The organism is Acidovorax sp. KPB24-07 (assembly GCF_057543315.1).
Map to the genome: position 1 here is coordinate 1 of NZ_BAAJYS010000022.1, position 21,114 is coordinate 21,114.

Here is a 21,114-nt window from a genome sequence, read left to right on the forward strand (position 1 = left end):
TCTTTGCCGGGGCGGACGCGCGCGGCGAGGCGCCACCACGGGCAAGGGCGGTGCGCCGGGCCGCGGCGGCCTGCAGGCGATCTCGGACTTCATGGAGGCCAACGTGCCGCCGGCCGAACGCGAGCGGGCGGGCGAGGTGCTGATCCGCATCCTGAACGGCGCGCTGTTCGAGCTGGCCCAGCTCACGCGCGAGCGTGCGGGCCTCAAACCCCTGGCGCAGAGCGATGCCACCCAGGCGTTCATGACGCAGGCGGTGCTGTCGCTCAGCGACGCGCAGGCCTACCCCGTGCCCCTGGCGTTCGAGCTCAAGGACTTCACCCAGGTGCAGGCGAGTGTCTTCCAGGTGGCCCGCGCGCCGGGCAAGAACATCGTGTACCTTGGCTGCGCGCTGCTGATCATCGGCGTGTTTTCGATGCTCTACGTGCGCGAACGGCGCCTGTGGGTGTGGCTGGTGCCCCAGGACGGGGGCGCCCAGGCCACCATGGCGCTGTCGAGCAACCGCAAGACCCTGGACGGCGACCGCGAGTTCGCCCGGCTCACCGACAAACTCATCGGGGCGCGGCCCCACGGAGACACCGCATGAACACCGCCGCCACGGACGCTGCCCGCGATCGCACGGATCGCGCCGACCGCACCATCACCCTGAACGAGGGGTTCCTGGCCCGGCGCAATGCCTTCGACTGGGTCTTCGCCGCGCTGGTCGCGGCGGGCGGGCTGTTCGCGCTGCAGCGCTACGGCGCGTTCATGGATGTCTACGAAAAAGGCATCCTACTCGGCGCCATTCCCTGCACCGTTTGGCTGGGCTGGTTCTGGCGGCCGCTGCGGGTGCTGATGGTGGTGGTGGCGGCCTTCGCCCTGGCGGCCATCGGCCTATACCAGCAGGACGGCGCCGGCAGCCTGGCGCGCGCCGACACGGTGTTCGGCCTCAAGTATTTCCTGTCCAGCCAGTCGGCCATCCTGTGGATGAGCATGCTGTTCTTCATGAGCACGGCGTTCTACTGGATCGGCATGTTCTCCCGCGGAGAGGGCCGCACCCTGTCGCTGCTGGGCTCGCGCCTGGCGTGGGTGGGCATCGGCATGGCGCTCATCGGCACGCTGGTGCGCTGGTACGAGAGCTACCTCATCGGCGCCGACGTGGGCCACATCCCGGTGAGCAACCTGTACGAGGTGTTCGTGCTGTTTTGCTGGATGACCGCGGCCTTCTACCTCTATTACGAGGCGCAGTACGAGACCCGCGCGCTGGGCGGCTTCGTCATGCTGGTGGTCAGCGCCGCCGTGGGCTTTCTGCTCTGGTACACCGTGGTGCGCGAGGCGCACGAGATCCAGCCCCTGGTGCCGGCCCTGAAGAGCTGGTGGATGAAGCTGCACGTGCCCGCCAACTTCATCGGCTACGGCACCTTCGCGCTGTCGGCCATGGTGGCGTTCGCCTACCTCATCAAGCAGCAGGCCGGCGAGACGCGCTGGTACAAGCTCGCGCCCCTGTGGCTGCTGGGCGTGGTGCTGTGCTTCGAGCCCATCGTGTTCCGCCAGGGCGCCACCGAGAACGGCGGCGGCTACTGGATGGTGTATTTCGGCGTGTCGGCGTTCATCGTGGCGGGCATCCTGCTCGGGCGTCGGCGCATCGCGGCCCGTCTGCCGTCGTTCGAGGTGCTGGACGATGTCATGTACAAGGCCATCGCCGTGGGCTTCGCCTTTTTCACCATCGCCACGGTGCTGGGCGCGCTCTGGGCGGCCGAGGCCTGGGGCGGCTACTGGAGCTGGGACCCCAAGGAGACCTGGGCGCTGATCGTGTGGCTCAACTACGCGGCCTGGCTGCACATGCGCCTGATGAAGGGCCTGCGCGGCACCGTGTCCGCCTGGTGGGCGCTGGTGGGGCTGGGCGTGACCACATTCGCCTTCCTGGGCGTGAACATGTGGCTGTCGGGGCTGCACAGCTACGGAACGTTGTAGCCCACAATGAATCCTTTCGGGGCCGGTGCGCGTATAACCGGCATCGTCCCCCCGAACCACAAGGATTCCCCATGCCGATTCCCCGCAGAGACAACGGCTTCATCCACGCCGCCAGCAGCGAAATCACCCCCCGCGCCGTCTATGAAGGCCGGCGCGACCTCATCAAGCTCATGGCTGGCGGCGCTGCCGGGGCGGCCCTGGCCACCTGGGCCGCGCGCGATGCCGGCGCCCAGGCCGCGCGTCCGGGCAAGCTGGCGGCCTGGCCGGCGGCAAATCGGCGGTGGCGGGCGCCAACACCATGGAAAAGGTGACCGACTACAAGGACGCCAGCACCTACAACAACTACTACGAGTTCGGCGTGGACAAGGCCGACCCGGCCCGCAACGCCCACACCCTGAAGACCACGCCCTGGACGGTCGAGGTCGAGGGGCTGGTCAACAAGCCGGGCAAGTTCGGCATCGAGGACCTCATCAAGCTCAGCGCCCAGGAAGAGCGCATCTACCGCCTGCGCTGCGTCGAGGGCTGGTCCATGGTGATTCCGTGGGTGGGCTACTCGCTGGCCGAGCTGCTCAAGCGCGTGGAGCCGCAGGGCAGCGCCAAGTACGTGGAGTTCGTCACGCTGGCCGACAAGAAGACCATGCCGTTCGTCGGCTCCGCCGTGCTCGACTGGCCCTACACCGAGGGGCTGCGCATGGACGAGGCCATGCACCCGCTCACGCTGCTCACCTTCGGCATGTACGGCGAGGTGCTGCCCAACCAGAACGGCGCGCCGGTGCGGCTGGTGGTGCCCTGGAAGTACGGCTTCAAGAGTGCCAAGAGCATCGTCAAGATCCGCCTGACCGATAAGGAGCCGGGCACGGCCTGGAACAAGGCCGCCAAGCAGGAATACGGCTTTTATTCCAACGTGAACCCGAACGTGGACCACCCGCGCTGGAGCCAGGCCACCGAGCGGCGCATCGGCGAGGACGGCCTGTTCGCCAAGAAGCGCAAGACGCTGATGTTCAACGGCTACGAGGCCCAGGTGGCCTCGCTGTACGCCGGCATGGACCTGAAGAAGTTCTACTGACCCGCCCCGAGTCCGACATCCCGCCGCCAGCGCCTTCGAGGGCCGCCGCCATGAAAAAACTGCTGATGCATCCCGCCGCCAAGCCGGTGGTGTTCGCCCTGTGCCTGCTGCCGCTGGCGTGGCTGGTGTTCGGCGCCGCCACCGACCGGCTCGGCCCCAACCCGGCCGAGGCGCTGATCCGCGAGAGTGGCGACTGGGCGCTGCGGGCCCTGTGCCTGGCGCTGGCGGTGACGCCGCTGCGCGTCATCACGGGCACGCCGGCCCTGGCGCGCTTTCGGCGCATGCTGGGGCTGTTCGTGTATTTCTATGCGGTGCTGCACCTCATGGCCTACGCCTGGCTGGACATGGGCTTCGACTGGCCGGAGATCGTGTACGACATCGGCAAGCGGCCTTTCATCCTGGTGGGCACGCTGGCCATCGTGCTGCTCACGCTGCTGGCGGCCACGTCGTTCAATCGCGCCATCCGCTGGCTGGGCGCCAAGCGCTGGCAGGCGCTGCACCGCATCGTCTATGCGGTCGCGGGGCTGGCGCTGCTGCACTTTTTCTGGATGCGCGCGGGCAAGAACAACTTCGCCGAGGTGGCGGTGTACGCGGCCATCCTGGGCACGCTGCTGGGCTGGCGCGTGTGGAAGCGCTACGCCCGGCGCCCGGTGGCCGCCCGCACGGCATGATGCTATTAAAAGAATAGCAATATGCCCTAGTACTGATTGTGCTGGAGGCCTTTTTGGCTAGGATCTCCCCTGCACGGCGTGCAGGGCCGGCCGCACCTGCCGCGTGGCCGGGTCGATGAAGGCCGTGGGGAACTGGTAGGCCCGGTCGTCGAACAGGTCGATGCCGCACATCAGGTTCTCGATCCAGTCGAAGAAATCGCCGATGGCCTTCGGTCCCATGATCGGCGCGCCGTGCTGGGGCACCAGCATGGCGATGTCCATCTGCCGCACCATGCGCACCCACAGCCGCAGGATCTTGTTGGACACCATGTAGCGGCGGTGGAACCCTTCCATGCGCGGAATGTGCGGCGCCAGATCGGTCACGGGCTCGCGCGCCTCGGTGCCCGAGGTCATCGACACGCCCAGGTCCCCCGTGAAGAGGATGCGGCTGACCGGGTCGTAAAAGTGGAAGTTGCCCTCGGAGTGCATGAAGTGCGCTGGCAGCAGCACCAGCTCGTGCCGCCCCAGCGGCAGGTGGCCGCCGCCGTCCGGCACGCCGATCACCCGGTTCTCCGTCTTGCCGACCTTGGTGAAATGCGGCGCGAAGCGCTCCCAAACGCGCGAGATCACCAGCGTGGCTTTGGTGCTGGTCATCCAGCGGTCGAGCGAGGCGATGATGTCCGGGTCGGCATGCGAGGCGATCAGGTACGACAGCTTGTGCGGCGGGAAATGCTTGGACATTCCCATGAACAGCTCGTTGAAGGCGAGGTTGCCGCCCGGGTCGATGATGGCGCCCGTGTCGCCGTCCACGATCAGGAATTGATTGGCCTGAACGGCCTGCCCGTCCTCCTCGATGAGGTCGGAGAACATCAGGCAGGCGTGGTGCTTGTCTCGGTACAGTTCCAGCGGTTCCAGGGCCATGGCATGCAGCATTCTTGAAAAATGCCAATGTAGGCCGCCCCCCGTGCACGGGGCTTGATGCGAATCAAGCGTTGGCCAGTCAGCCCACCAGTTTCTCGTGGCGGAAGGTGTCGGCCGCCGATTCGCGCGCGCGGATCAGGTGGGCCTGCGTGCCATCCACCAGCACTTCGGCCGGGCGGGCGCGCGTGTTGTAGTTGCTGCCCATCGAGCTGCAATACGCGCCGGCCGACAGCACGGCCAGGTGGTCGCCCGGCTGCACCGCCAGCGTGCGGTCGCGGCCGATCCAGTCGCCGCTCTCGCAGACCGGGCCCACCACGTCGTACACCCCGGCCGCTGCGCCGGCCGCGGCCGCCTGCACGGGCACGATGGCGTGGAACGCCTGGTACATCGCGGGGCGCGGCAGGTCGTTCATCGCCGCATCGACGATGCAGAAGTTCTTCTGCTCGCCGGGCTTCACGTACAGCACCTCGGTCACGCACACCCCGGCATTGCCCACCAGCGAGCGGCCGGGCTCGATCATGAAATGGCGGTCACCGAAGCCGCGCGCATCCAGCTTGGCCAGCAGCTTGGCCCACAGCGCATCGGCGGCCGGTGGCGTGTCGCCGTTGTAGTCGATGCCCAGGCCGCCGCCGAAGTCGATGTGGTGGATCGGAATGCCTGCGGCCTCGATCTCCTCGATCAGGTCGAGCAGTCGATCGGTCGCGTCGAGGTAAGGTGTCTCGTCGGTGATCTGCGAGCCGATGTGGAAGTCGATGCCGGCCACCTTCAGCCCCGGCAGCGACGCGGCATGCTGGTAGGCCGCGACGATGCGCTCGTGTGCCACGCCGAACTTGTTGCCCTTGAGCCCGGTGGAAATGTAGGGATGCGTCTTCGGGTCCACGTTGGGATTGACGCGGATGCTGATCGGCGCCTTCGTGCCGAAGGCCACGGCCACCTCGCTCAGCACGTCCAGTTCGGACTCGCTCTCGACGTTGAAGCAGCCGATGCCGGCCTGCAGGGCCTGCCGCATCTCGGCCCGCGTCTTGCCGACGCCCGAGAAGATGATCTTGCGCGGATCGCCGCCGGCGGCCAGCACGCGTTCCAGTTCGCCGCCGGACACGATGTCGAAACCGCAGCCCTGGCGCGCGAAAAGCTGCAGTACCGCCAGCGACGAGTTCGCCTTCATGGCGTAGCAGATCTGCACTTGGCGGCCGGCAAAGCCGCGCTGGTAGGCGGCCAGCGCGTCCAGCATGGACGCTTGCGAATAGACGTACAGCGGCGTGCCGTGCTGCCGCGCCAGGTCGGCCAGGGGGAGTTGTTCGATGAACAGTGCGTCGCCGCGGTGGGCGATGTGGGGATGGCCGGGCAGGGCAGGCAAGGTCATGGAGTCGGGGAGGAAGCGGAACGGGAGGGGGCGGTGGGGACGATCGGCGCCGGCGTGGGCGTGTCGCGCATCGGGTCCAGCGTCTGGGGCAGGGTGGCCCGCTGGCTGGCAGCGGGGTCGGTGGGCAGGTACAGCGGGCCGCGCTGGCCGCAGCCCGACAGGGCCGCCGCACTCGCAGCAAGGGCAAGCGTCCTGACTAGAATTTGCGATGCTCTCAACATCCGCCGATTCTAATGACTGACCTCGAATTCCTGGACCACGCGGAAAAGCTCCTGCTCGCTGTCGAGCAAGGCTGCGATCGCATCAACGACACCTCGGACGCCGACCTGGACGCACAACGCTCCGGAGGCATGGTGACCATCGCGTTCCAGAACGGCAGCCAGATCGTCATCAACCTGCAAAAGCCGCTGCACGAAATCTGGCTGGCCGCACAGTCCGGCGGCTACCACTACCGGTTCGACGGCCAGCGCTGGATGGACACCAAGGGGGCGGGCGAGTTCTTCGAAGCCCTGGACCGCAGCGCCAGCGAGCAGTCGGGACTGGCGCTGTCTTTCGCGCCCTGATCGCCTTCGGTCTGTAACAAAAAGCCCTTGCGCGATGGCCGCGCAAGGGCTTTTTTTGGTGGGACCGCGTGCCGGCGGTCCATGGGGTCAATTGCGGAACAGATCCAGGATCCGGTTGCGCTCCTCGGTCGGCGGGGGTGCCTGCGGCGGCGATCCGGGCACGGCGGCGGAGGCGTCTTCCATGCCCACGCTGGCGACACCCGCGTTGCGGGCGAACTCCTCATAGAACCATTCTCCGCCCACGTTCACCACGCCGGGCGGCACGGTAGGCTCCGCCACCGGGACGCCCTTGAGCGCGCGCTCCATGAAGCTGATCCAGATCGGCAGGCTCAGCCCGCCGCCGGTTTCGCGGCTGCCCAGGTTGCGGGGCGTGTCGTAGCCGATCCAGGTCACCGCGGCCACCGTGGGCTGGAAACCGGCGAACCAGGCATCGACGGCATCGTTGGTCGTGCCGGTCTTGCCGTACAGGTCGGGGCGCTTGAGCGTGGCCTGCGCACGCGCCGCCGTGCCGGAGCGGGTGACTTCCTGCAGCAGGCTGTCCATCACGAAGGCGTTGCGCGCATCGATCGCACGGGGGTTGTCGGAGGTGGCTGGCGGCTGGAAGTCCGACAGGATGCGGCCCTTGTGGTCTGTGACGCGGCTGATCAGGTAGGGGTTCACGCGGTAGCCGCCGTTGGCGAACACCGAATAGGCCGACACCATCTGCATGGGCGTGACCGACCCCGCGCCCAGCGCCATGGTCAGGTAGGGCGGGTGCTTTTCGGCGTCGAAGCCGAATTTGGATACCCATTCCTGGCCGTTCTTGGGGCCGACCGCCTGCAGGACGCGGATGGACACCACGTTCTTGGAGCGCGCCAGCGCGGTGCGCAAGGTCATCGGGCCGTCGTACTTGCCGTCGTAATTCTTGGGTTCCCAGGGCTGGCCGCCCGTGACGCCGGCGCTGAAGAACAGCGGGGCATCGTTCACCACGGTGGCCGGCGTGAAGCCTTTTTCCAGCGCGGCCGAGTAGATGAATGGCTTGAAGCTCGACCCTGGCTGGCGCCATGCCTGCGTCACATGGTTGAACTTGTTCTTGTCGAAATCGAAGCCGCCCACCAGGGCCTTGATGGCTCCGGTGCGCGGATCGACCGCCACCAGGGCGCCCTCGACTTCCGGCAGCTGGGTGATGTCCCAGGTCTTCTTGGGGGTCTGGATCACGCGGATCACCGCGCCGCGGCGAATCTTGACGTTCGGCGGCGCCTTGTCGCTCAGGCCCGACTGGGCCGGCTTCAGCCCGTCGCCGGTGATCTCGATCGGCTCGCCGCTGGCGCGCGCCGCCACGATCTTCTTGGGCGTCACCTCCAGCACCACCGCCGACATCACATCCCCGTTGTCGGGATGCAGGGCGAGGGTGTCGTCGATCACGTCCTCGGCTTCCTGGGCATTGGTGGGCAGGGCGACGAATTTCTCCGGCCCGCGGTAGTGCTGGCGGCGTTCGTAATCCATGATGCCCTTGCGCAAGGCGACGTACGCGGCTTCCTGGTCGCCGGCATTGAGGGTCGTGTAGACGTTGAGGCCGCGGGTGTAGGCCTCGTTACCGTATTGGGCGAAGATGAGCTGGCGGGCCATTTCTGCCACGTATTCGGCGTGGATGCGGGTGGAATCCGGGCCTGAGCGGATCTTCAGGTCCTCTTCCTTGGCGGCGGCGGCCTCCTGCGCGGTGATGAAACCGTTCTCCTGCATGCGGTCGATGATGTACAGCTGCCGGATGCGGGCGCGCTTGGGGTTGCTGATGGGGTTGTAGGCCGAGGGGGCCTTGGGCAGCCCGGCCAGCATGGCGGCCTCTGCGATGGAGATGTTCTGCAGGGGCTTGCCGAAATAAGCCTCCGAAGCTGCCGCAAAACCGTATGCCCTGTTTCCGAGATAAATCTGATTCATGTAGATCTCGAGAATCTGGTTCTTGGTCAGCAGGTGCTCCAATTTGAAGGTTAGTAATATTTCGTAAATTTTTCGGGTAAATGTTTTCTCGGATGACAAATAAACGTTCCGGGCCACCTGCATCGTGATCGTCGAGGCACCCTGGCTCTTCACACGGCCCATGTTGGCCAGCGCTGCGCGCACCACGCCTTTGTAGTCCACGCCACCATGCTGGAAGAAGCGTGCGTCTTCGATGGCCAGCACCGCGTTGGTCATGACCTTGGGAATGTCCTGGATGGGAGTGAGGTTGCGCCGTTCCTCGCCGAACTCGCCCAGCAAAGCGCCTTCGACCGAGTAGACCCGCATCGGCAGCTTGGGCCGATAGTCCGCCAGGTCCGAAATGTCCGGCAGGTTGGGGTAAGCCACCGTCAGCGCCACGGCGATCGTGAGCGCCACGCCCACGGCGCCGGCCGCCGCCAGCCCGAGCAACCACGCTGCGCTTCGGACAATCCAGCGCCACCATGCCGGCCGTTTCGGCGGATTCGGGTTGGGGGTCTTGTCGGTAGGTGATGACGGCATAGCGTTCCAGGAGAGAGCAACCGGCCATTATAAAAATATGGGCCTCACCCGTCTGCCAAATCACGCCAAAGGGTGGCGCACCTATACCACAGGCGCATGAATATCGGTATCGGAAGAGGCGGCAAATGAGCGTGTGCTTTTGACAACGTTCGGTCCGTAACAGCGCCGTAAAACTCTTGGCTGGCCTGCAACCTTACTGATAGCATTCATGTGAAGTGTTAAGTTTTGTTGCGTCAAATTGGCAAGTTACGGGGGCTAATCTTGATCTCTTTGGGGTCTTTGTTCAGTCGCCAGTCCGCGCCACTGCTGGGTATCGACATCAGTTCCTCGAGCGTCAAGCTGGTGGAGTTGGGGCGCGACAAGGCGGGAGGGCTGGTACTGGAGCGATGTGCGATCGAGCAGTTGGAGCGCGGTTGGATCACCGACGGCAACATCGAAAAATTCGATGAGGTCGCCGAGGCCCTGCGCCGGCTGGTCAAGAAGAGCGGCACCCGCACGAAAAACGTGGCATTGGCCTTGCCGCCATCGGCCGTCATCACCAAGCGCATCACCCTGCCCGGCGGCATGTCCGAGCAGGAGCTGGAAGTGCAGGTGGAATCCGAAGCCAACCAGTACATTCCGTTCTCGCTCGATGAAGTGAGCCTGGACTTCTGCGTGGTCGGCCCTAGCAAGAGCTCGCCCGGCGATGTCGATGTGCTGATCGCGGCGTCGCGCCGTGAAAAGGTGCAGGACCGTCAGGGCCTGGCCGAAGCGGCGGGCCTCAAGCCCGTGATCGTCGACATCGAATCGCATGCCTCCCGGCTGGCTGCGGGGCGCCTGATCGAAGCGCTGCCCAACCACGGCAACGATGCTTTGGTCGCGCTGTTCGAGGTCGGCGCATTGACCACCAGCATGCAGGTGCTTCGCAACGACGAAGTGCTGTACGACCGCGACCAGGCCTTCGGGGGGGCGCAGCTGACGCAATTGATCGTGCGGCAATACGGGTTCTCGCTGGAAGAGGCCGAAGGCAAGAAGCGCAGCGGTGACCTTCCGGACGACTACCAGTCGGCCGTGCTGCGTCCCTTCGTGGAAAGCATGGCGCAGGAAATCGGCCGTGCGCTGCAGTTCTTCTTCACCAGCACGCCCTACAACCGGGTCGATCACATCATGCTCGCGGGCGGCTCCGCGCCACTGCCTGGCTTGACCGAGGCTGTGACCCAGCATTCAGGCTGTGCCTGCACCGCCATCAACCCGTTCGACGGCATGGAAATCGGAAGCGCCGTGCGATTGAAGAAGATGGTGCGCGAGGCGCCTTCCTACCTCACGTCATGTGGTCTGGCCATGCGGAGGTTCCTGCAGTGATTCTCATCAACCTGCTTCCCCATCGCGAGGCGGCCCGAAAACGCCGCAAGGAATCGTTCCAGGCGACGATGTTCGCGTCTTTTCTGGTGGGGCTTGCCATTGCCGGCGGCATCTACTGGTGGTACCAGATGGTGATCACCGCCCAGCAGGACAAGAACACGTTCCTGCAAAGCGAGATCAAGGTTCTGGAAGGCCAGATCAAGGAAATCGCGACCATCGAAGAAGAAATCGCGGCCCTTCGTGCGCGCCAGAAGGCGGTGGAAGACCTGCAGTCGGATCGCAATCTGCCAGTGCACTTGCTCAATGAGTTGGTTCAACAGCTGCCAGATGGGGTTTACGTTACCAATCTCAAGCAAGTCGACCAGGTGATCACGATGCAGGGGATGGCGCAATCGAACGAGCGTGTGTCGGAGATGCTGCGCAATCTGGCCGACAACACACCGTGGTTCTCCAAGCCCGAATTGGTAGAGATCGTTGCGGCCAACATCGCGCTGAACCCGAGGGAGCAGCGCCGCGTGGCCTCCTTCAACCTCCGGTTTCGGCTGATGCGCACGAGCGAGGCGCAAAAAGCCATTGGCGCTGCAAGTACCCCTGCCACTGCGCCCAAAGCGGTTGGAAAGTGATCATGGCAACGAAAAAAGCGTCTTCCGTGGACTTTGTGGCGCTGCAGTCCAGCTTGCAGCGGCAGTTCCGCAACCTTGATCCCAAAGATCCTTCTCTGTGGCCGGTGCTGCCGAGAATCCTGCTTTGCATCGCCATCGCGGCGGGCATCGCTACCTTCCTGTGGTTCTTCAAGCTGAATGAGTACGAGGCGGAGCTGGAAGCCGAGCAGGCCAAGGAACTCACCTTGCGCGCCGATTATGAAAAGAAGCTCGTAAAGGCCGTGAGTCTGGACGCGCTCAAGAAGCAGCGCGAGCAGGTGCAGCAGTATGTGATCCAGCTGGAAAAGCAGTTGCCGAGCAAGGCGGAGATGGCGGCTCTTTTGTCTGATATCAATCAGGCAGGCCTGGGTCGCAGTTTGCAGTTCGAATCGTTCAAGCCGGGCCAGATCGTGGTCAGGGATTATTATGCGGAGTTGCCGATTTCTATTAGAGTGACAGGCCGATACCATGATATCGGTGCATTTGCCGCTGATATTGCCAATCTTTCCCGGATCGTGACGCTGAATAATATTTCCATCCTCCCTGCAGGCAAGGATGGCGGCACCCTCACGATGGAAGCCACGGCGAGAACGTTCCGCTATCTGGACCCTGAAGAAATTCAGGCGCAGCGCCAGGCAGCGGGTGGAGCGAAGAAATGAGAATGTGGCACATCGCTTTGCTGGCAGTCTGCGCGGCGTTGATGGGTTGTGAATCTTCGGGTCAGGACGAGCTTCGCCAGTGGATGACGGATTTGCGTGCCAACACCAAGCCGCGCATTACCCCCCTTACCGAACCCAAGCAATTCCAGCCGCAGAACTATCAGGCGGATGGAGCAACGGATCCCTTCAATTCCATCAAATTGACACAGGCCCTCAGGCGCGATTCGACCCAATTGGCGGCCAACGCCACCTTGATTGCGCCGGAAATGGCGCGTCGCAAGGAGCCTTTGGAAGCTTATCCCCTGGATACCATGTCCATGGTCGGCAGTTTGAATAAAACCGGCACGCCGACGGCCTTGCTCAAGGTGGATAACTTGTTGTACCAGGTTCGGGTCGGCAATTACCTTGGACAGAATTATGGAAGGATTACCCAAATCACTGAAACAGCCATTCAGTTACGGGAAATCGTTCAGGATGCAACGGGTGACTGGATAGAGCGTCAGACCACGCTCGATCTCCAAGAGGGGAAGAAATGATTCAGAAAAACAGTTTTGGTGCACGCTATCGAGCGTTGTTGTTGGCTGCTGTGGCATCGCTGGGCAGCACCTGGGCTTATGCCCAGACCGCCATCGAAGCCGTCCAGGGGGTCATGCAGGGCGGGACCGAATTGGTACGCATCGATTTGTCGCAACCCCTTTCCACCCTGCCAACCGGTTTTGCCATTCAGGCCCCGGCCAGGATTGCGCTCGATTTTCCGGCGACGACCAATGCGACAGGCAAGTCGCTGGTGGAAGTCAACCAAGGCAATCTGAAGTCCGTGAACATCGTTCAGGCAGGCGACCGGTCCCGCGTCGTCCTGAACCTCAAGCAACCCACGTCGTACCGTGCCGAAATCCAGGGCAAGTCCTTGATGGTGGCACTGGAGCCCGTGTCGAACACGGCGGCGGCGCAACCGGCGCCGGTGGCGGTTTTTGCGGAAGACCGCAACAGCGACGTCCTCCCCCTGCGTGACCTCGACTTCCGCCGCGGCAGCGATGGGGCGGGCCGCGTGATCGTGGGCCTGGCCAACAACCAGGTCGGCGTGGACCTGCGTCAGCAAGGCAAGGGCCTGGTGGTCGAATTCCTGAAATCGTCGCTGCCGGAGGGCTTGCGCCGCCGCCTGGATGTGACGGACTTCGGCACCCCGGTGCAGATCGTCACGACATCGCAGCAAGGTGAGCGTGTTCGGATGACCATCGATCCCATCGGCGAATGGGAGCACAGCGCCTACCAGAGCGACAACCAGTTCGTGGTGGAAATCCGCCAGAAGAAGGTGGACCTGAGCAAGCTGACGCAGGGCCCCGGGTTCAGCGGCGAAAAACTGTCGCTCAACTTCCAGAACATCGAAGTGCGTTCGTTGCTGCAGGTGATTGCGGACTTCACGAACTTCAACATCGTCACCTCCGACACCGTCACCGGCGCGCTCACGCTGCGTCTGAAGGACGTGCCATGGGATCAGGCCCTGCAGATCATCATGGACGCCAAGGGTCTCGGCATGCGCAAGTCCGGCACGGTCCTCTGGATCGCGCCCAAGGACGAAATCGACGCGCGTACCAAAAAGGATTACGAGGCAGCGCTGGCAATCCAGAAGCTCGAGCCACTGCGCACCCAGGCGTTCCAGCTGAACTATGCCAAGGCTGCCGACATGGTGACCCAACTGGCAACCAGCACGAGCAGCGGCGGTAGCAGCGGTGTGTCCACACGCTTTCTGTCCGAGCGGGGCAGTGCAATCTCCGAGCCGCGAACCAATCAGCTTTTCGTGACGGACACGCCAAGCAAGCTGGAAGAGGTGCGGCAACTGCTGTCGACGCTGGATGTGGCGGTGCGCCAGGTCATGATCGAAGCGCGGATTGTCGAAGCGCGCGACACCTTCGGCCGATCGCTCGGCGTCAAGCTGGGTGCCTCTGACCTGAGGGCCAGCCGCGGCGGCGACGGTGGCTACGGCATCGGTGGCAACAACCGTGTCGCTTTCGGCACAAGCTACAGCAACGCCGTCTCCACGAGCGGTGCCAGTTCCACGGCCACCGATCCTGGAGGCACGTTCGTCAATCTGCCGGCGCAGCTGTCCACGACGAGTGCGGTGGGCTCGTTTGCCCTGTCCATCTTCAATTCGGCGGCCAATCGTTTCCTGACCCTCGAGCTGTCGGCGATGGAGGCCGACGGCCAAGGCAAGATCGTGTCCAGCCCGCGTTTGATCACGGCAGACCAGACGAAAGCCTTGATCGAGCAGGGCACCGAGTACCCCTATTCCGTCACGGCCCCCAACGGCGCCACCACCATCGCCTTCAAGAAGGCGGTGTTGAAGCTGGAAGTGACGCCGCAGATCACCCCGGAGGGCAACATCATTCTTGATTTGGATGTCAACAAGGACAGCCGTGGCGAGAGCACGACGCAGGGCGTGGCCATCGACACCAAGCACATCAAGACCCAGGTGTTGATCGAAAATGGCGGGACCGTGGTGATCGGGGGTATCTTCGAGATGGAAGAAACCAACCAGGAAAATAAAATTCCCGTGCTGGGCGATGTGCCGGTGGTGGGCAACCTCTTCAAAAGCCGGACCAAAGAATCCACGAAGCGGGAAATGCTGGTATTCATCACACCCAAAGTCATTTCCGATCGCGGACCAGTTCGTTAACTATAGGTAAATAATGAAGTCATTCATCAAAATCATTGCCCTATCGCTGGCTGCCACTCTGGTTGCTTGCGGTGGCGGCGGGGGGAGCGCTGGCACCACGCCCGGAGGAACGACTCCGGTCAGCACGGCAGCCTCTGTGGAAATCTTGACGTCTGCCACGGGCCTGGCGTCGGCCGACAAGACCGGCCTGACGTTGACCGCCGTGGTGAAGGACGCCGCCAACAATGCGCTGTCCGCACAGGCGGTGTCGTTCACGGCATCCAGCGGCACGCTGGCAAGCGTCGTGGGCACCACGGCTGCAGACGGCAAGGCGACAGCGGTGTTGACCGCCGGTACGGACCGTTCCAACCGTGACATCGCCGTCACGGTGAAGTCGGGATCGATCACGAAATCCATCACCATTCCGGTGACGGGTACCACGTTGACCGCATCGGGTTCGTCGTCTCTACTGACCGGTGCCACGACCAATTTCGCAGTGAGCGTGAAGGACAGCGGCGGTGCGGCCATTGCCGCCAGCACGGTGGCCGTCACGTCGTCTCTGGGCAATGCCATCACCATGGCCAGCACTTCGACGGACGCCAATGGCGCCGTGACGTTCGCTTACGCGGCAACGCGCAGCGGCACGGACACGGTGACCATCCAGAGCGCGGGTGCGCAGACCCAGATTTCCATCAATGTCACCAGCGTGGATTTCGCGTTCTCGGCGCCCACGGCCAACACCGAAGTCGAGGTCAACACGGCGCGGACGGTCTCCGTGCGCTACGCATCCGGCGGCGCCGGTGTGGCGGGCAAGGTCATCTCGTTCAGCACCACCCGCGGCTCGGTGTCTCCCAGCCAGGCGACGACCGATGCCAATGGCATTGCGTCTACCCAGGCTTCGGCCGCATCCGTGGGCGTGGCGACGATCAGCGCGGTGGTGGACAACGGTGCCGTGACCACGCTGCCGCTGAATTTCATCGCTTCGACGCCAGCCTCGCTGGTGCTGCAGACGTCTTCCGCCGCTTTGCCCCCGAACGTGGCAGGCAGCTCCGCCAACCAGGTCCAGTTGCGCGCCACGGTGCGTGATGCCGCCGGCAACGCCGTCAAGGGCAAGACCGTTTTCTTCACGGCAGTGCAGGATCTGAGCGGTGGCAGCATCAAGACGGGCTCCGCCGTCACGGATGCCAACGGCTTGGCGACGGACGTCTTCATTTCTGGTGCCACGTCCACGGCCGCCAACGGCGTGCAGATTCGTGCGACCGTTGCCAACACCAATGTGACGGCCACGTCTTCGCTCACGATCAGCAGCCAAGCGCTTTTCATCACGATCGCAGCCAACAACACCGTTGAAAAGCTGAACACGACGTACCGCAAGACGTTCTCTGCTCAAGTGAACGATGCTAACGGCGCACCCGTGGCGAATCAAAATCTGACGCTTTCCTATTGGGTTCCGAACTATCTCAAAGGCTCGCCTTTGGTCTTTAACGATGCAGCCTCTGCTTGGGGCTACAACCAAGCAGGTACCGTAATTTCTTGTCTTAACGAAGACACGAATCGCAACGGTATTCTGGATGCGGGCGAAGATACCAATGGCAATGGTCAACTCACGCCAGGTTTGCCTGGAGTGATTGCACCTGCATCGGTGACGACCGATGCGGCCGGCTCTGCCGAATTCACGTTGACCTACGGACAGCAGTACGCCTTCTGGGTGAATTTCGAACTGGCGGCTAAGGCTATCGTGTCCGGGACGGAATCCAGCTCCTTCTTTGCATTCGTGGCAGGGGCCGCAGTGTCTGACTTGACAGACAAAACGAGTCCTCCGGCTTCCGTTGTGAGCCCCTTCGGAAGAGCAACCAGTTGCAGCAACCCCAACTGAGTCTCCACCTCATCGGCCTACCAGGCTCCGGGAAATCCACCGTCGGGCGTCAACTCGCCCGGCGGCTGGGGATTCCCTTCATCGATTCAGACCACGTGATCGAGCAGCGCATCGGCTGCTCGATCCGTGGTTTTTTCGATCGTGAGGGGGAAGCCGCCTTTCGCGACATCGAAGAGCAGGTGATCGATGAGCTGACCGCGGGTCGAAGTGCGGGCCCGGCGCATGTGCTGGCCACGGGCGGCGGCGCCGTGCTGCGTGCGCCCAACCGCGACCGCCTCAGGGCGCATGGCAAGGTGGTCTATCTCGACGCGTCGCCCGAGGACATCGTTCGCCATGTGCGGCACGACACGTCCCGCCCCCTGCTGCAGGGAGCGGACCCGCTGGGCCGGTTGAAGGACCTGCACCAGCAGCGGGATGCGCTGTACCGGGCCACGGCCCACTATGTGGTGTCCACGGGGCGGGGCAAGACCGTCGCGGCGTTGGTGAATCACATCGCGATGCAACTGGAACTGGCCTCCGTCGGCTGACGGCGGCGCTGCTTCCACGGTTGCACACTTTCGCGCCGGTCACCGACGGCACGGTGCATGCCCGCGGCAACAATACTGTCCACCCGTTGGCCTCTGGCAGCGCTGGTGCAGCGAGCCTCTTTTTCCTCTCCCATCTCTCCCTCCGAATGTCCACATGTTGTGGCAGCACGGTACTGATCGAGACTTTGGCTGCAGACATCCGTCCGCATGGGCGGCCCGGCGGCCCGCTAGACTCTCGACCATGGATCACGACATGCCCCTGGTATCCCAGGCCCCCCTTTCCCGCGCCGCCCATCCATCCGCCAGCGCACTGCAGGGCGATCGCCCCGCCCAGGTGGACATTGCCCTGGGCGACCGCAGCTACCCCATCCTCATCGGCGAATCGTTGCTGGACGACCCGGCCACCTACCAGGCCTTGCCGGCCGCCGCGTCGGCCCTGATCGTCACCAATTCGACCGTGGCGCCGCTCTATGTGCAGCGGCTCGAGGCTGCGCTGACGTCGCGCTACCCACGGGTGCTGCAGGTCGTCCTGCCCGATGGCGAAGAACACAAGACCTGGCAGACGCTGAACCTCGTCTTCGATGCGTTGCTGGCCAACGGCTGCGACCGCAAGACCGTGCTGTTCGCCCTGGGCGGCGGCGTGGTGGGCGACATGACCGGGTTCGCTGCGGCCAGCTACATGCGCGGGGTGCCGTTCGTGCAGGTGCCCACCACGCTGCTGGCGCAGGTCGATTCGTCGGTGGGGGGCAAGACCGCCATCAACCACCCGCTGGGCAAGAACATGATCGGCGCGTTCTACCAGCCGCAACTGGTGGTGTGCGATCTGGCCACGCTCGACACCCTGCCGCCCCGCGAGCTGAGCGCGGGGCTGGCGGAAGTCCTCAAGTACGGACCGATCGCCGACATGGCGTTCCTCGGCTGGCTCGAGACCGCGATGGATGCCCTGCGTGCCGGCGACCATGCCGCGCTGGCCCACGCCGTGCGGCGCAGCTGCGAGATCAAGGCCTTCGTGGTGGGCCAGGACGAGCGCGAGGCCGGCCTGCGGGCCATTCTCAACTTCGGCCACACGTTCGGCCACGCCATCGAGGCGGGCATGGGCTACGGCGTCTGGCTGCATGGCGAAGGCGTGGCGGCGGGCATGGTGATGGCGGCCGAGCTGTCGTACCGGCTGGGGCTGGTGGACGCGGCCTTCGTGCAGCGACTGCGCCAGCTGATCGAGCGTGCGGGGCTGCCCGTGCGCGGCCCGGTGATCGATGCCGCGGACAACGCGGGCCGCTATCTCGAACTGATGCGGGTGGACAAGAAATCCGAAGGGGGCGAGATCCGCTTCGTGGTGATCGACGGCCCCGGGCGCGCGGCGGTGCGTGCCGCGCCGGATGCGCTGGTGCGCGAAGTCATCGACGCCTGCTGTGCCTGAGGCTATTGGTTGAATCGCATGCAATTGAAGCCAGTCGAGCGGTGAAGACCCTTTTAATGCAGCCCCCTGGATTGGCGCCGTACGCCTGCGACCCGGCCGATACCCGGGGGCGCCGCCATCCCCAGTCGGCGGCGCCCACGCGCTCGGAGTACCAGCGCGACCGCGACCGCATCGTGCATTCCACCGCCTTCCGCCGGCTGGTCTACAAGACGCAGGTGTTCCTGAACCACGAGGGCGACCTGTTCCGCACGCGCTTGACGCACTCGCTCGAAGTGGCGCAACTGGGCCGCTCGATCGCCCGTTCGCTGCGCATCAACGAGGACCTGGTGGAGGCCATCTCCCTGGCGCACGACCTGGGCCACACCCCGTTCGGCCACGCCGGGCAGGACGCCCTGCATGAATGCATGGCCGCGCACGGCGGCTTCGAGCACAACCTGCAGAGCCTGCGCGTGGTGGACGAGCTGGAAGAGTGCTATCCCGACTACAACGGCCTGAACCTCACGTTCGAGGCGCGGGAAGGCATTCTCAAGCACTGCTCGCGCGCCAACGCCGAGCGCATGGAGGCGCTGGAGCCCGGCGGCATCGGCCAGCGCTTCCTGCTGCGTGGGCAGCCCAGCCTGGAGGCGCAACTGTGCAACCTGGCCGACGAGATCGCCTACAACGCGCACGACATCGACGACGGCGTCCGCTCCGGCCTCATCACGCTGGCGCAACTGAGCGAGGTGCCTCTGTTCGAGCGCTACCGCGCCGAGGCCGAGCGCGACCACCCGCACTTGGCGGCGCCGGCGGGCCAGCGGCGGCTTCTGAACGAAGCGATCCGGCGCATGCTCAGCGCACAGGTGTATGACGTGATCGATGCGACCAACGCCGCCATCGCCCAGTCCGCGCCGGCGCGGGTGGATGACGTGCGCCGTGCGCCGCCCCTGGTGGCGTTCAGCGCCGAGATGCGCGCGCAGTCGCAGGGGCTGAAGCGCTTTTTTGTTCCAGAACCTGTACCGCCACCCGCAGGTGATGGAAACCACCGGACGCGCCCAGCAGGTGGTGCGCGATCTGTTCGCAGCCTACACGGACTCACCCGAGGCGATGAAGCCGCGCTTCGCGGCGCGTGCCGCGGCCGGCAACGAGGTGCAGCGGATGCGCACGGTGGCGGACTTCATCGCCGGCATGACGGACCGCTTCGCGGTGCGCGAGCACGAGCGGCTCACGGGCCAACGGCTGTTGTCCTGATCGCTCCGGGCGCGCGGGCCGAACGCTGCCACGGTCTGGCGGCACGGCCCCGCCGCAAGGCCCACCCGCGCCCGGCCGATAAAATGGGCGCCCCCCGAAGAAAGTCCCCATGACCGAATTGCCCGCCGCCGCCCCGCACGCCTTTCCGCACGACACCGTGAAAGAGGACATGGTGCGCTGGCTGGAGCGCGCGGTGATCGGCCTGAACCTGTGCCCCTTCGCCAAGGCGGTGCATGTGAAGGCGCAGATCCACTACGTGGTGAGCGAGGCGACCGATGGGCGGGGCCTGCTGGAAGACCTGCAGCGCGAGCTGGAGGCGCTGGCCGAAATATCCGCCGAGCGCCGTGACACCACCTTGCTCATGGCGCCGGGCTGCATGGAGGATTTTCTGGACTTCAACGACTTCCTCGCGCTGGCCGACGATCTGGTCGAGGCCATGGACCTGGGCGGCATCCTGCAGGTGGCCTCGTTCCACCCGCAGTTCCAGTTCGACGGCACCGACGTGGACGACGTCACCAACAGCACCAACCGCGCGCCGTATCCCACGTTGCACCTGCTGCGCGAGGAGAGCATCGACCGTGCGGTGGAGGCCTTCCCCGAGGCCGAGGCGATCTTCGAGCGCAACATCGAAGTGCTGGAGGAACTGGGCGCCGAAGGCTGGAAGGCACTGGATGTCGGCCCGCGCTGCCCGGTGGCCGGGCGGGCCACGCCGGTGGGCGCTGCCGGCGCAGGGGAGGGCGCATGAAGCGCGCCAAAGCTGCGGCCGGGCAGGGGGGCGCTTCTTCGTCATCGGCGGGGCGGACCGCGCCGAAGCCCTCGCCCGAAGACCAGGTGCTGCAGGAGCTGCGGCCGGGCCAGTCCATCGAACTGCTCAAGGCGCTGCACATCCTCACCCGCGAAGGGCGGCTCAACCAGGATTCGCGGCGCAAGCTCAAGCAGGTGTACCACCTGTTCCAGTTCATCGAACCGCTGCTGCAGGAGCTGTCGCAGGAAGGCCACGCTGCCACGCTGGCGGACCACGGGGCGGGCAAGTCGTATCTCGGCTTCATCCTGTACGACCTGTTCTTCCAGGCCCTGGGGCGCGGGCACATCTACGGCATCGAGACGCGGGCCGAGCTGGTGGAGCACTCGCGCGCCCTGGCCCAGCGGCTGGCATTCGAGCGCATGTCGTTCCTCAACCTGTCGGTGGCCGAATCCACCGATGCCGCGGCGCTGCCGCAGCGCATCGACGTGGTGACGGCCCTGCACGCCTGCGACACGGCCACCGACGACGCCATCGCCTTCGGGCTGGCCAAGCAGGCGCGCGCGATGGTGCTGGTGCCCTGCTGCCAGGCCGAGGTGGCCGCGTGCCTGCGCCAAGGCAAGGCGCTGCAGCTGTCGCGCACGCCGCTGGCCGAACTGTGGCGCCACCCGCTGCACACGCGCGAGATGGGCAGCCAGATCACCAATGTGCTGCGGTGCCTGCACCTGGAAGCCAGCGGCTACCAGGTGACGGTGACCGAGCTGGTGGGCTGGGAGCACAGCATGAAGAACGAGCTGATCGTGGCCCGCTACATCGGCCAGAAAAAGCGCAGCGCGGCCGAGCGGCTGCGGGCGATTTTGGCGGAGTTCGGGCTGGAGCAGACTTTGGCGGCGCGGTTCGGCCTGCCGGCAGAAGCGGACACGGCGCCCGAGGCGGTTCCGGCAACGGTTTGAGGGTTTTTGGCCGCATGCCGGGGTTTTGTTTGCCTTTGGTGCTATAAAAATAGTAGCAATCGCGCCGATCGGGCGGCACATGCGGAATCG

The 21,114-nt window shown here is 64.9% G+C and carries 18 protein-coding genes and 2 pseudogenes; 16 read left to right on the forward strand and 4 right to left on the reverse strand.

Going from position 1 to position 21,114, the window contains the following annotated elements; genetic code table 11:
- The 4 genes and pseudogenes from AC27IQ_RS04985 to AC27IQ_RS05000 all read left to right on the forward strand — a co-directional run.
- On the forward strand, window positions 1–583 hold a 583-nt coding region (locus AC27IQ_RS04985; RefSeq protein WP_487088630.1), incomplete at its 5' end, for a cytochrome c biogenesis ResB family protein.
- Window positions 580–1,950 (forward strand): c-type cytochrome biogenesis protein CcsB, encoded by a 1,371-nt coding sequence (gene ccsB / locus AC27IQ_RS04990; protein ID WP_487088632.1) that lies wholly within the window; start codon window positions 580–582, stop codon window positions 1,948–1,950. The genes AC27IQ_RS04985 and ccsB, both read left to right, overlap by 4 nt.
- A gap of 71 nt (window positions 1,951–2,021) precedes the next feature.
- Window positions 2,022–3,016 (forward strand): annotated as a pseudogene (gene msrP / locus AC27IQ_RS04995) (protein-methionine-sulfoxide reductase catalytic subunit MsrP).
- Window positions 3,017–3,066: 50 nt separating this feature from the next.
- On the forward strand, window positions 3,067–3,687 hold the full coding sequence (locus tag AC27IQ_RS05000; protein ID WP_487088634.1) for a protein-methionine-sulfoxide reductase heme-binding subunit MsrQ: 621 nt from the start codon (window positions 3,067–3,069) through the stop codon (window positions 3,685–3,687).
- Between the two features lie 57 nt (window positions 3,688–3,744).
- On the opposite strand, the gene AC27IQ_RS05005 is transcribed toward AC27IQ_RS05000, so the two are convergent.
- The 3 genes from AC27IQ_RS05005 to lptM all read right to left on the reverse strand — a co-directional run bounded on the left by AC27IQ_RS05005 (window position 3,745) and on the right by lptM (window position 6,171).
- A complete protein-coding gene (locus AC27IQ_RS05005; RefSeq protein WP_272567546.1) occupies window positions 3,745–4,587 on the reverse strand; it encodes an oxygen-binding di-iron domain-containing protein in 843 nt (280 codons plus the stop codon).
- A gap of 79 nt (window positions 4,588–4,666) precedes the next feature.
- Window positions 4,667–5,950, reverse strand: coding sequence for a diaminopimelate decarboxylase (lysA, locus tag AC27IQ_RS05010; protein WP_487088636.1), 1,284 nt, complete (start codon window positions 5,948–5,950; stop codon window positions 4,667–4,669).
- Window positions 5,947–6,171 carry an LPS translocon maturation chaperone LptM gene (gene lptM, locus AC27IQ_RS05015; protein ID WP_272567549.1) on the reverse strand — a complete coding sequence of 75 codons (225 nt, stop codon included), beginning with the start codon at window positions 6,169–6,171 and terminating at the stop codon, window positions 5,947–5,949. The genes lysA and lptM overlap by 4 nt, the downstream gene beginning before the upstream one ends.
- Before the next feature lie 12 nt (window positions 6,172–6,183).
- Here lptM and cyaY point away from each other — a divergent pair, with 12 nt between their 5' ends.
- Window positions 6,184–6,513 carry an iron donor protein CyaY gene (gene cyaY / locus AC27IQ_RS05020; protein ID WP_272567550.1) on the forward strand — a complete coding sequence of 110 codons (330 nt, stop codon included), beginning with the start codon at window positions 6,184–6,186 and terminating at the stop codon, window positions 6,511–6,513.
- 87 nt (window positions 6,514–6,600) lie between these two features.
- On the opposite strand, the gene AC27IQ_RS05025 is transcribed toward cyaY, so the two are convergent.
- Entirely contained in the window at window positions 6,601–8,988 is a 2,388-nt protein-coding gene (locus AC27IQ_RS05025; protein ID WP_487088639.1) for a penicillin-binding protein 1A, read from the reverse strand.
- Between the two features lie 261 nt (window positions 8,989–9,249).
- Between AC27IQ_RS05025 and AC27IQ_RS05030 the strand changes: the two genes are divergently transcribed.
- The 11 genes and pseudogenes from AC27IQ_RS05030 to AC27IQ_RS05080 all read left to right on the forward strand — a co-directional run bounded on the left by AC27IQ_RS05030 (window position 9,250) and on the right by AC27IQ_RS05080 (window position 21,024).
- Entirely contained in the window at window positions 9,250–10,329 is a 1,080-nt protein-coding gene (locus AC27IQ_RS05030) for a pilus assembly protein PilM (RefSeq protein WP_284429908.1), read from the forward strand.
- Window positions 10,326–10,952 (forward strand): PilN domain-containing protein, encoded by a 627-nt coding sequence (locus AC27IQ_RS05035; protein ID WP_284410955.1) that lies wholly within the window; start codon window positions 10,326–10,328, stop codon window positions 10,950–10,952. The genes AC27IQ_RS05030 and AC27IQ_RS05035 overlap by 4 nt, the downstream gene beginning before the upstream one ends.
- 2 nt (window positions 10,953–10,954) lie before the next feature.
- Window positions 10,955–11,629, forward strand: coding sequence for a type IV pilus inner membrane component PilO (locus tag AC27IQ_RS05040; protein ID WP_284396664.1), 675 nt, complete (start codon window positions 10,955–10,957; stop codon window positions 11,627–11,629).
- Window positions 11,626–12,165: a pilus assembly protein PilP gene (locus AC27IQ_RS05045; protein WP_272567557.1), complete on the forward strand. Its 540-nt coding sequence runs from the start codon at window positions 11,626–11,628 to the stop codon at window positions 12,163–12,165. Before AC27IQ_RS05040 ends, AC27IQ_RS05045 begins: the two co-directional genes overlap by 4 nt.
- Window positions 12,162–14,303 (forward strand): type IV pilus secretin PilQ, encoded by a 2,142-nt coding sequence (locus AC27IQ_RS05050; RefSeq protein WP_487088642.1) that lies wholly within the window; start codon window positions 12,162–12,164, stop codon window positions 14,301–14,303. Before AC27IQ_RS05045 ends, AC27IQ_RS05050 begins: the two co-directional genes overlap by 4 nt.
- Before the next feature lie 13 nt (window positions 14,304–14,316).
- Window positions 14,317–16,158, forward strand: coding sequence for a beta strand repeat-containing protein (locus AC27IQ_RS05055; protein ID WP_487088644.1), 1,842 nt, complete (start codon window positions 14,317–14,319; stop codon window positions 16,156–16,158).
- On the forward strand, window positions 16,140–16,685 hold the full coding sequence (locus tag AC27IQ_RS05060) for a shikimate kinase (RefSeq protein ID WP_284429911.1): 546 nt from the start codon (window positions 16,140–16,142) through the stop codon (window positions 16,683–16,685). The genes AC27IQ_RS05055 and AC27IQ_RS05060 overlap by 19 nt, the downstream gene beginning before the upstream one ends.
- A gap of 253 nt (window positions 16,686–16,938) precedes the next feature.
- Window positions 16,939–18,102: a 3-dehydroquinate synthase gene (gene aroB, locus AC27IQ_RS05065; RefSeq protein WP_487088646.1), complete on the forward strand. Its 1,164-nt coding sequence runs from the start codon at window positions 16,939–16,941 to the stop codon at window positions 18,100–18,102.
- Window positions 18,103–18,158: 56 nt separating this feature from the next.
- Window positions 18,159–19,329: pseudogene (locus AC27IQ_RS05070) on the forward strand (deoxyguanosinetriphosphate triphosphohydrolase).
- Between the two features lie 109 nt (window positions 19,330–19,438).
- Window positions 19,439–20,074, forward strand: a complete 636-nt coding sequence (locus tag AC27IQ_RS05075; RefSeq protein ID WP_487088648.1) for a DUF1415 domain-containing protein — start codon at window positions 19,439–19,441, stop codon at window positions 20,072–20,074.
- On the forward strand, window positions 20,071–21,024 hold the full coding sequence (locus tag AC27IQ_RS05080) for a class I SAM-dependent methyltransferase (RefSeq protein ID WP_487088650.1): 954 nt from the start codon (window positions 20,071–20,073) through the stop codon (window positions 21,022–21,024). Before AC27IQ_RS05075 ends, AC27IQ_RS05080 begins: the two co-directional genes overlap by 4 nt.
- Window positions 21,025–21,114: the final 90 nt, after the last annotated feature.

What these genes read in the sequence shown, in the direction of transcription:
- AC27IQ_RS05025 (WP_487088639.1), bottom strand. Translation starts at nt 8,988, where the DNA reads ATGCCGTCATCACCTACCGACAAGACCCCCAACCCGAATCCGCCGAAA.
- lysA (WP_487088636.1), bottom strand. Translation starts at nt 5,950, where the DNA reads ATGACCTTGCCTGCCCTGCCCGGCCATCCCCACATCGCCCACCGCGGC.
- cyaY (WP_272567550.1), top strand. Translation starts at nt 6,184, where the DNA reads ATGACTGACCTCGAATTCCTGGACCACGCGGAAAAGCTCCTGCTCGCT.
- ccsB (WP_487088632.1), top strand. Translation starts at nt 580, where the DNA reads ATGAACACCGCCGCCACGGACGCTGCCCGCGATCGCACGGATCGCGCC.
- AC27IQ_RS05055 (WP_487088644.1), top strand. Translation starts at nt 14,317, where the DNA reads ATGAAGTCATTCATCAAAATCATTGCCCTATCGCTGGCTGCCACTCTG.
- lptM (WP_272567549.1), bottom strand. Translation starts at nt 6,171, where the DNA reads ATGTTGAGAGCATCGCAAATTCTAGTCAGGACGCTTGCCCTTGCTGCG.
- AC27IQ_RS05040 (WP_284396664.1), top strand. Translation starts at nt 10,955, where the DNA reads ATGGCAACGAAAAAAGCGTCTTCCGTGGACTTTGTGGCGCTGCAGTCC.
- AC27IQ_RS05075 (WP_487088648.1), top strand. Translation starts at nt 19,439, where the DNA reads ATGACCGAATTGCCCGCCGCCGCCCCGCACGCCTTTCCGCACGACACC.
- AC27IQ_RS05050 (WP_487088642.1), top strand. Translation starts at nt 12,162, where the DNA reads ATGATTCAGAAAAACAGTTTTGGTGCACGCTATCGAGCGTTGTTGTTG.
- AC27IQ_RS05045 (WP_272567557.1), top strand. Translation starts at nt 11,626, where the DNA reads ATGAGAATGTGGCACATCGCTTTGCTGGCAGTCTGCGCGGCGTTGATG.
- AC27IQ_RS05005 (WP_272567546.1), bottom strand. Translation starts at nt 4,587, where the DNA reads ATGGCCCTGGAACCGCTGGAACTGTACCGAGACAAGCACCACGCCTGC.
- AC27IQ_RS05080 (WP_487088650.1), top strand. Translation starts at nt 20,071, where the DNA reads ATGAAGCGCGCCAAAGCTGCGGCCGGGCAGGGGGGCGCTTCTTCGTCA.
- aroB (WP_487088646.1), top strand. Translation starts at nt 16,939, where the DNA reads ATGCCCCTGGTATCCCAGGCCCCCCTTTCCCGCGCCGCCCATCCATCC.
- AC27IQ_RS05000 (WP_487088634.1), top strand. Translation starts at nt 3,067, where the DNA reads ATGAAAAAACTGCTGATGCATCCCGCCGCCAAGCCGGTGGTGTTCGCC.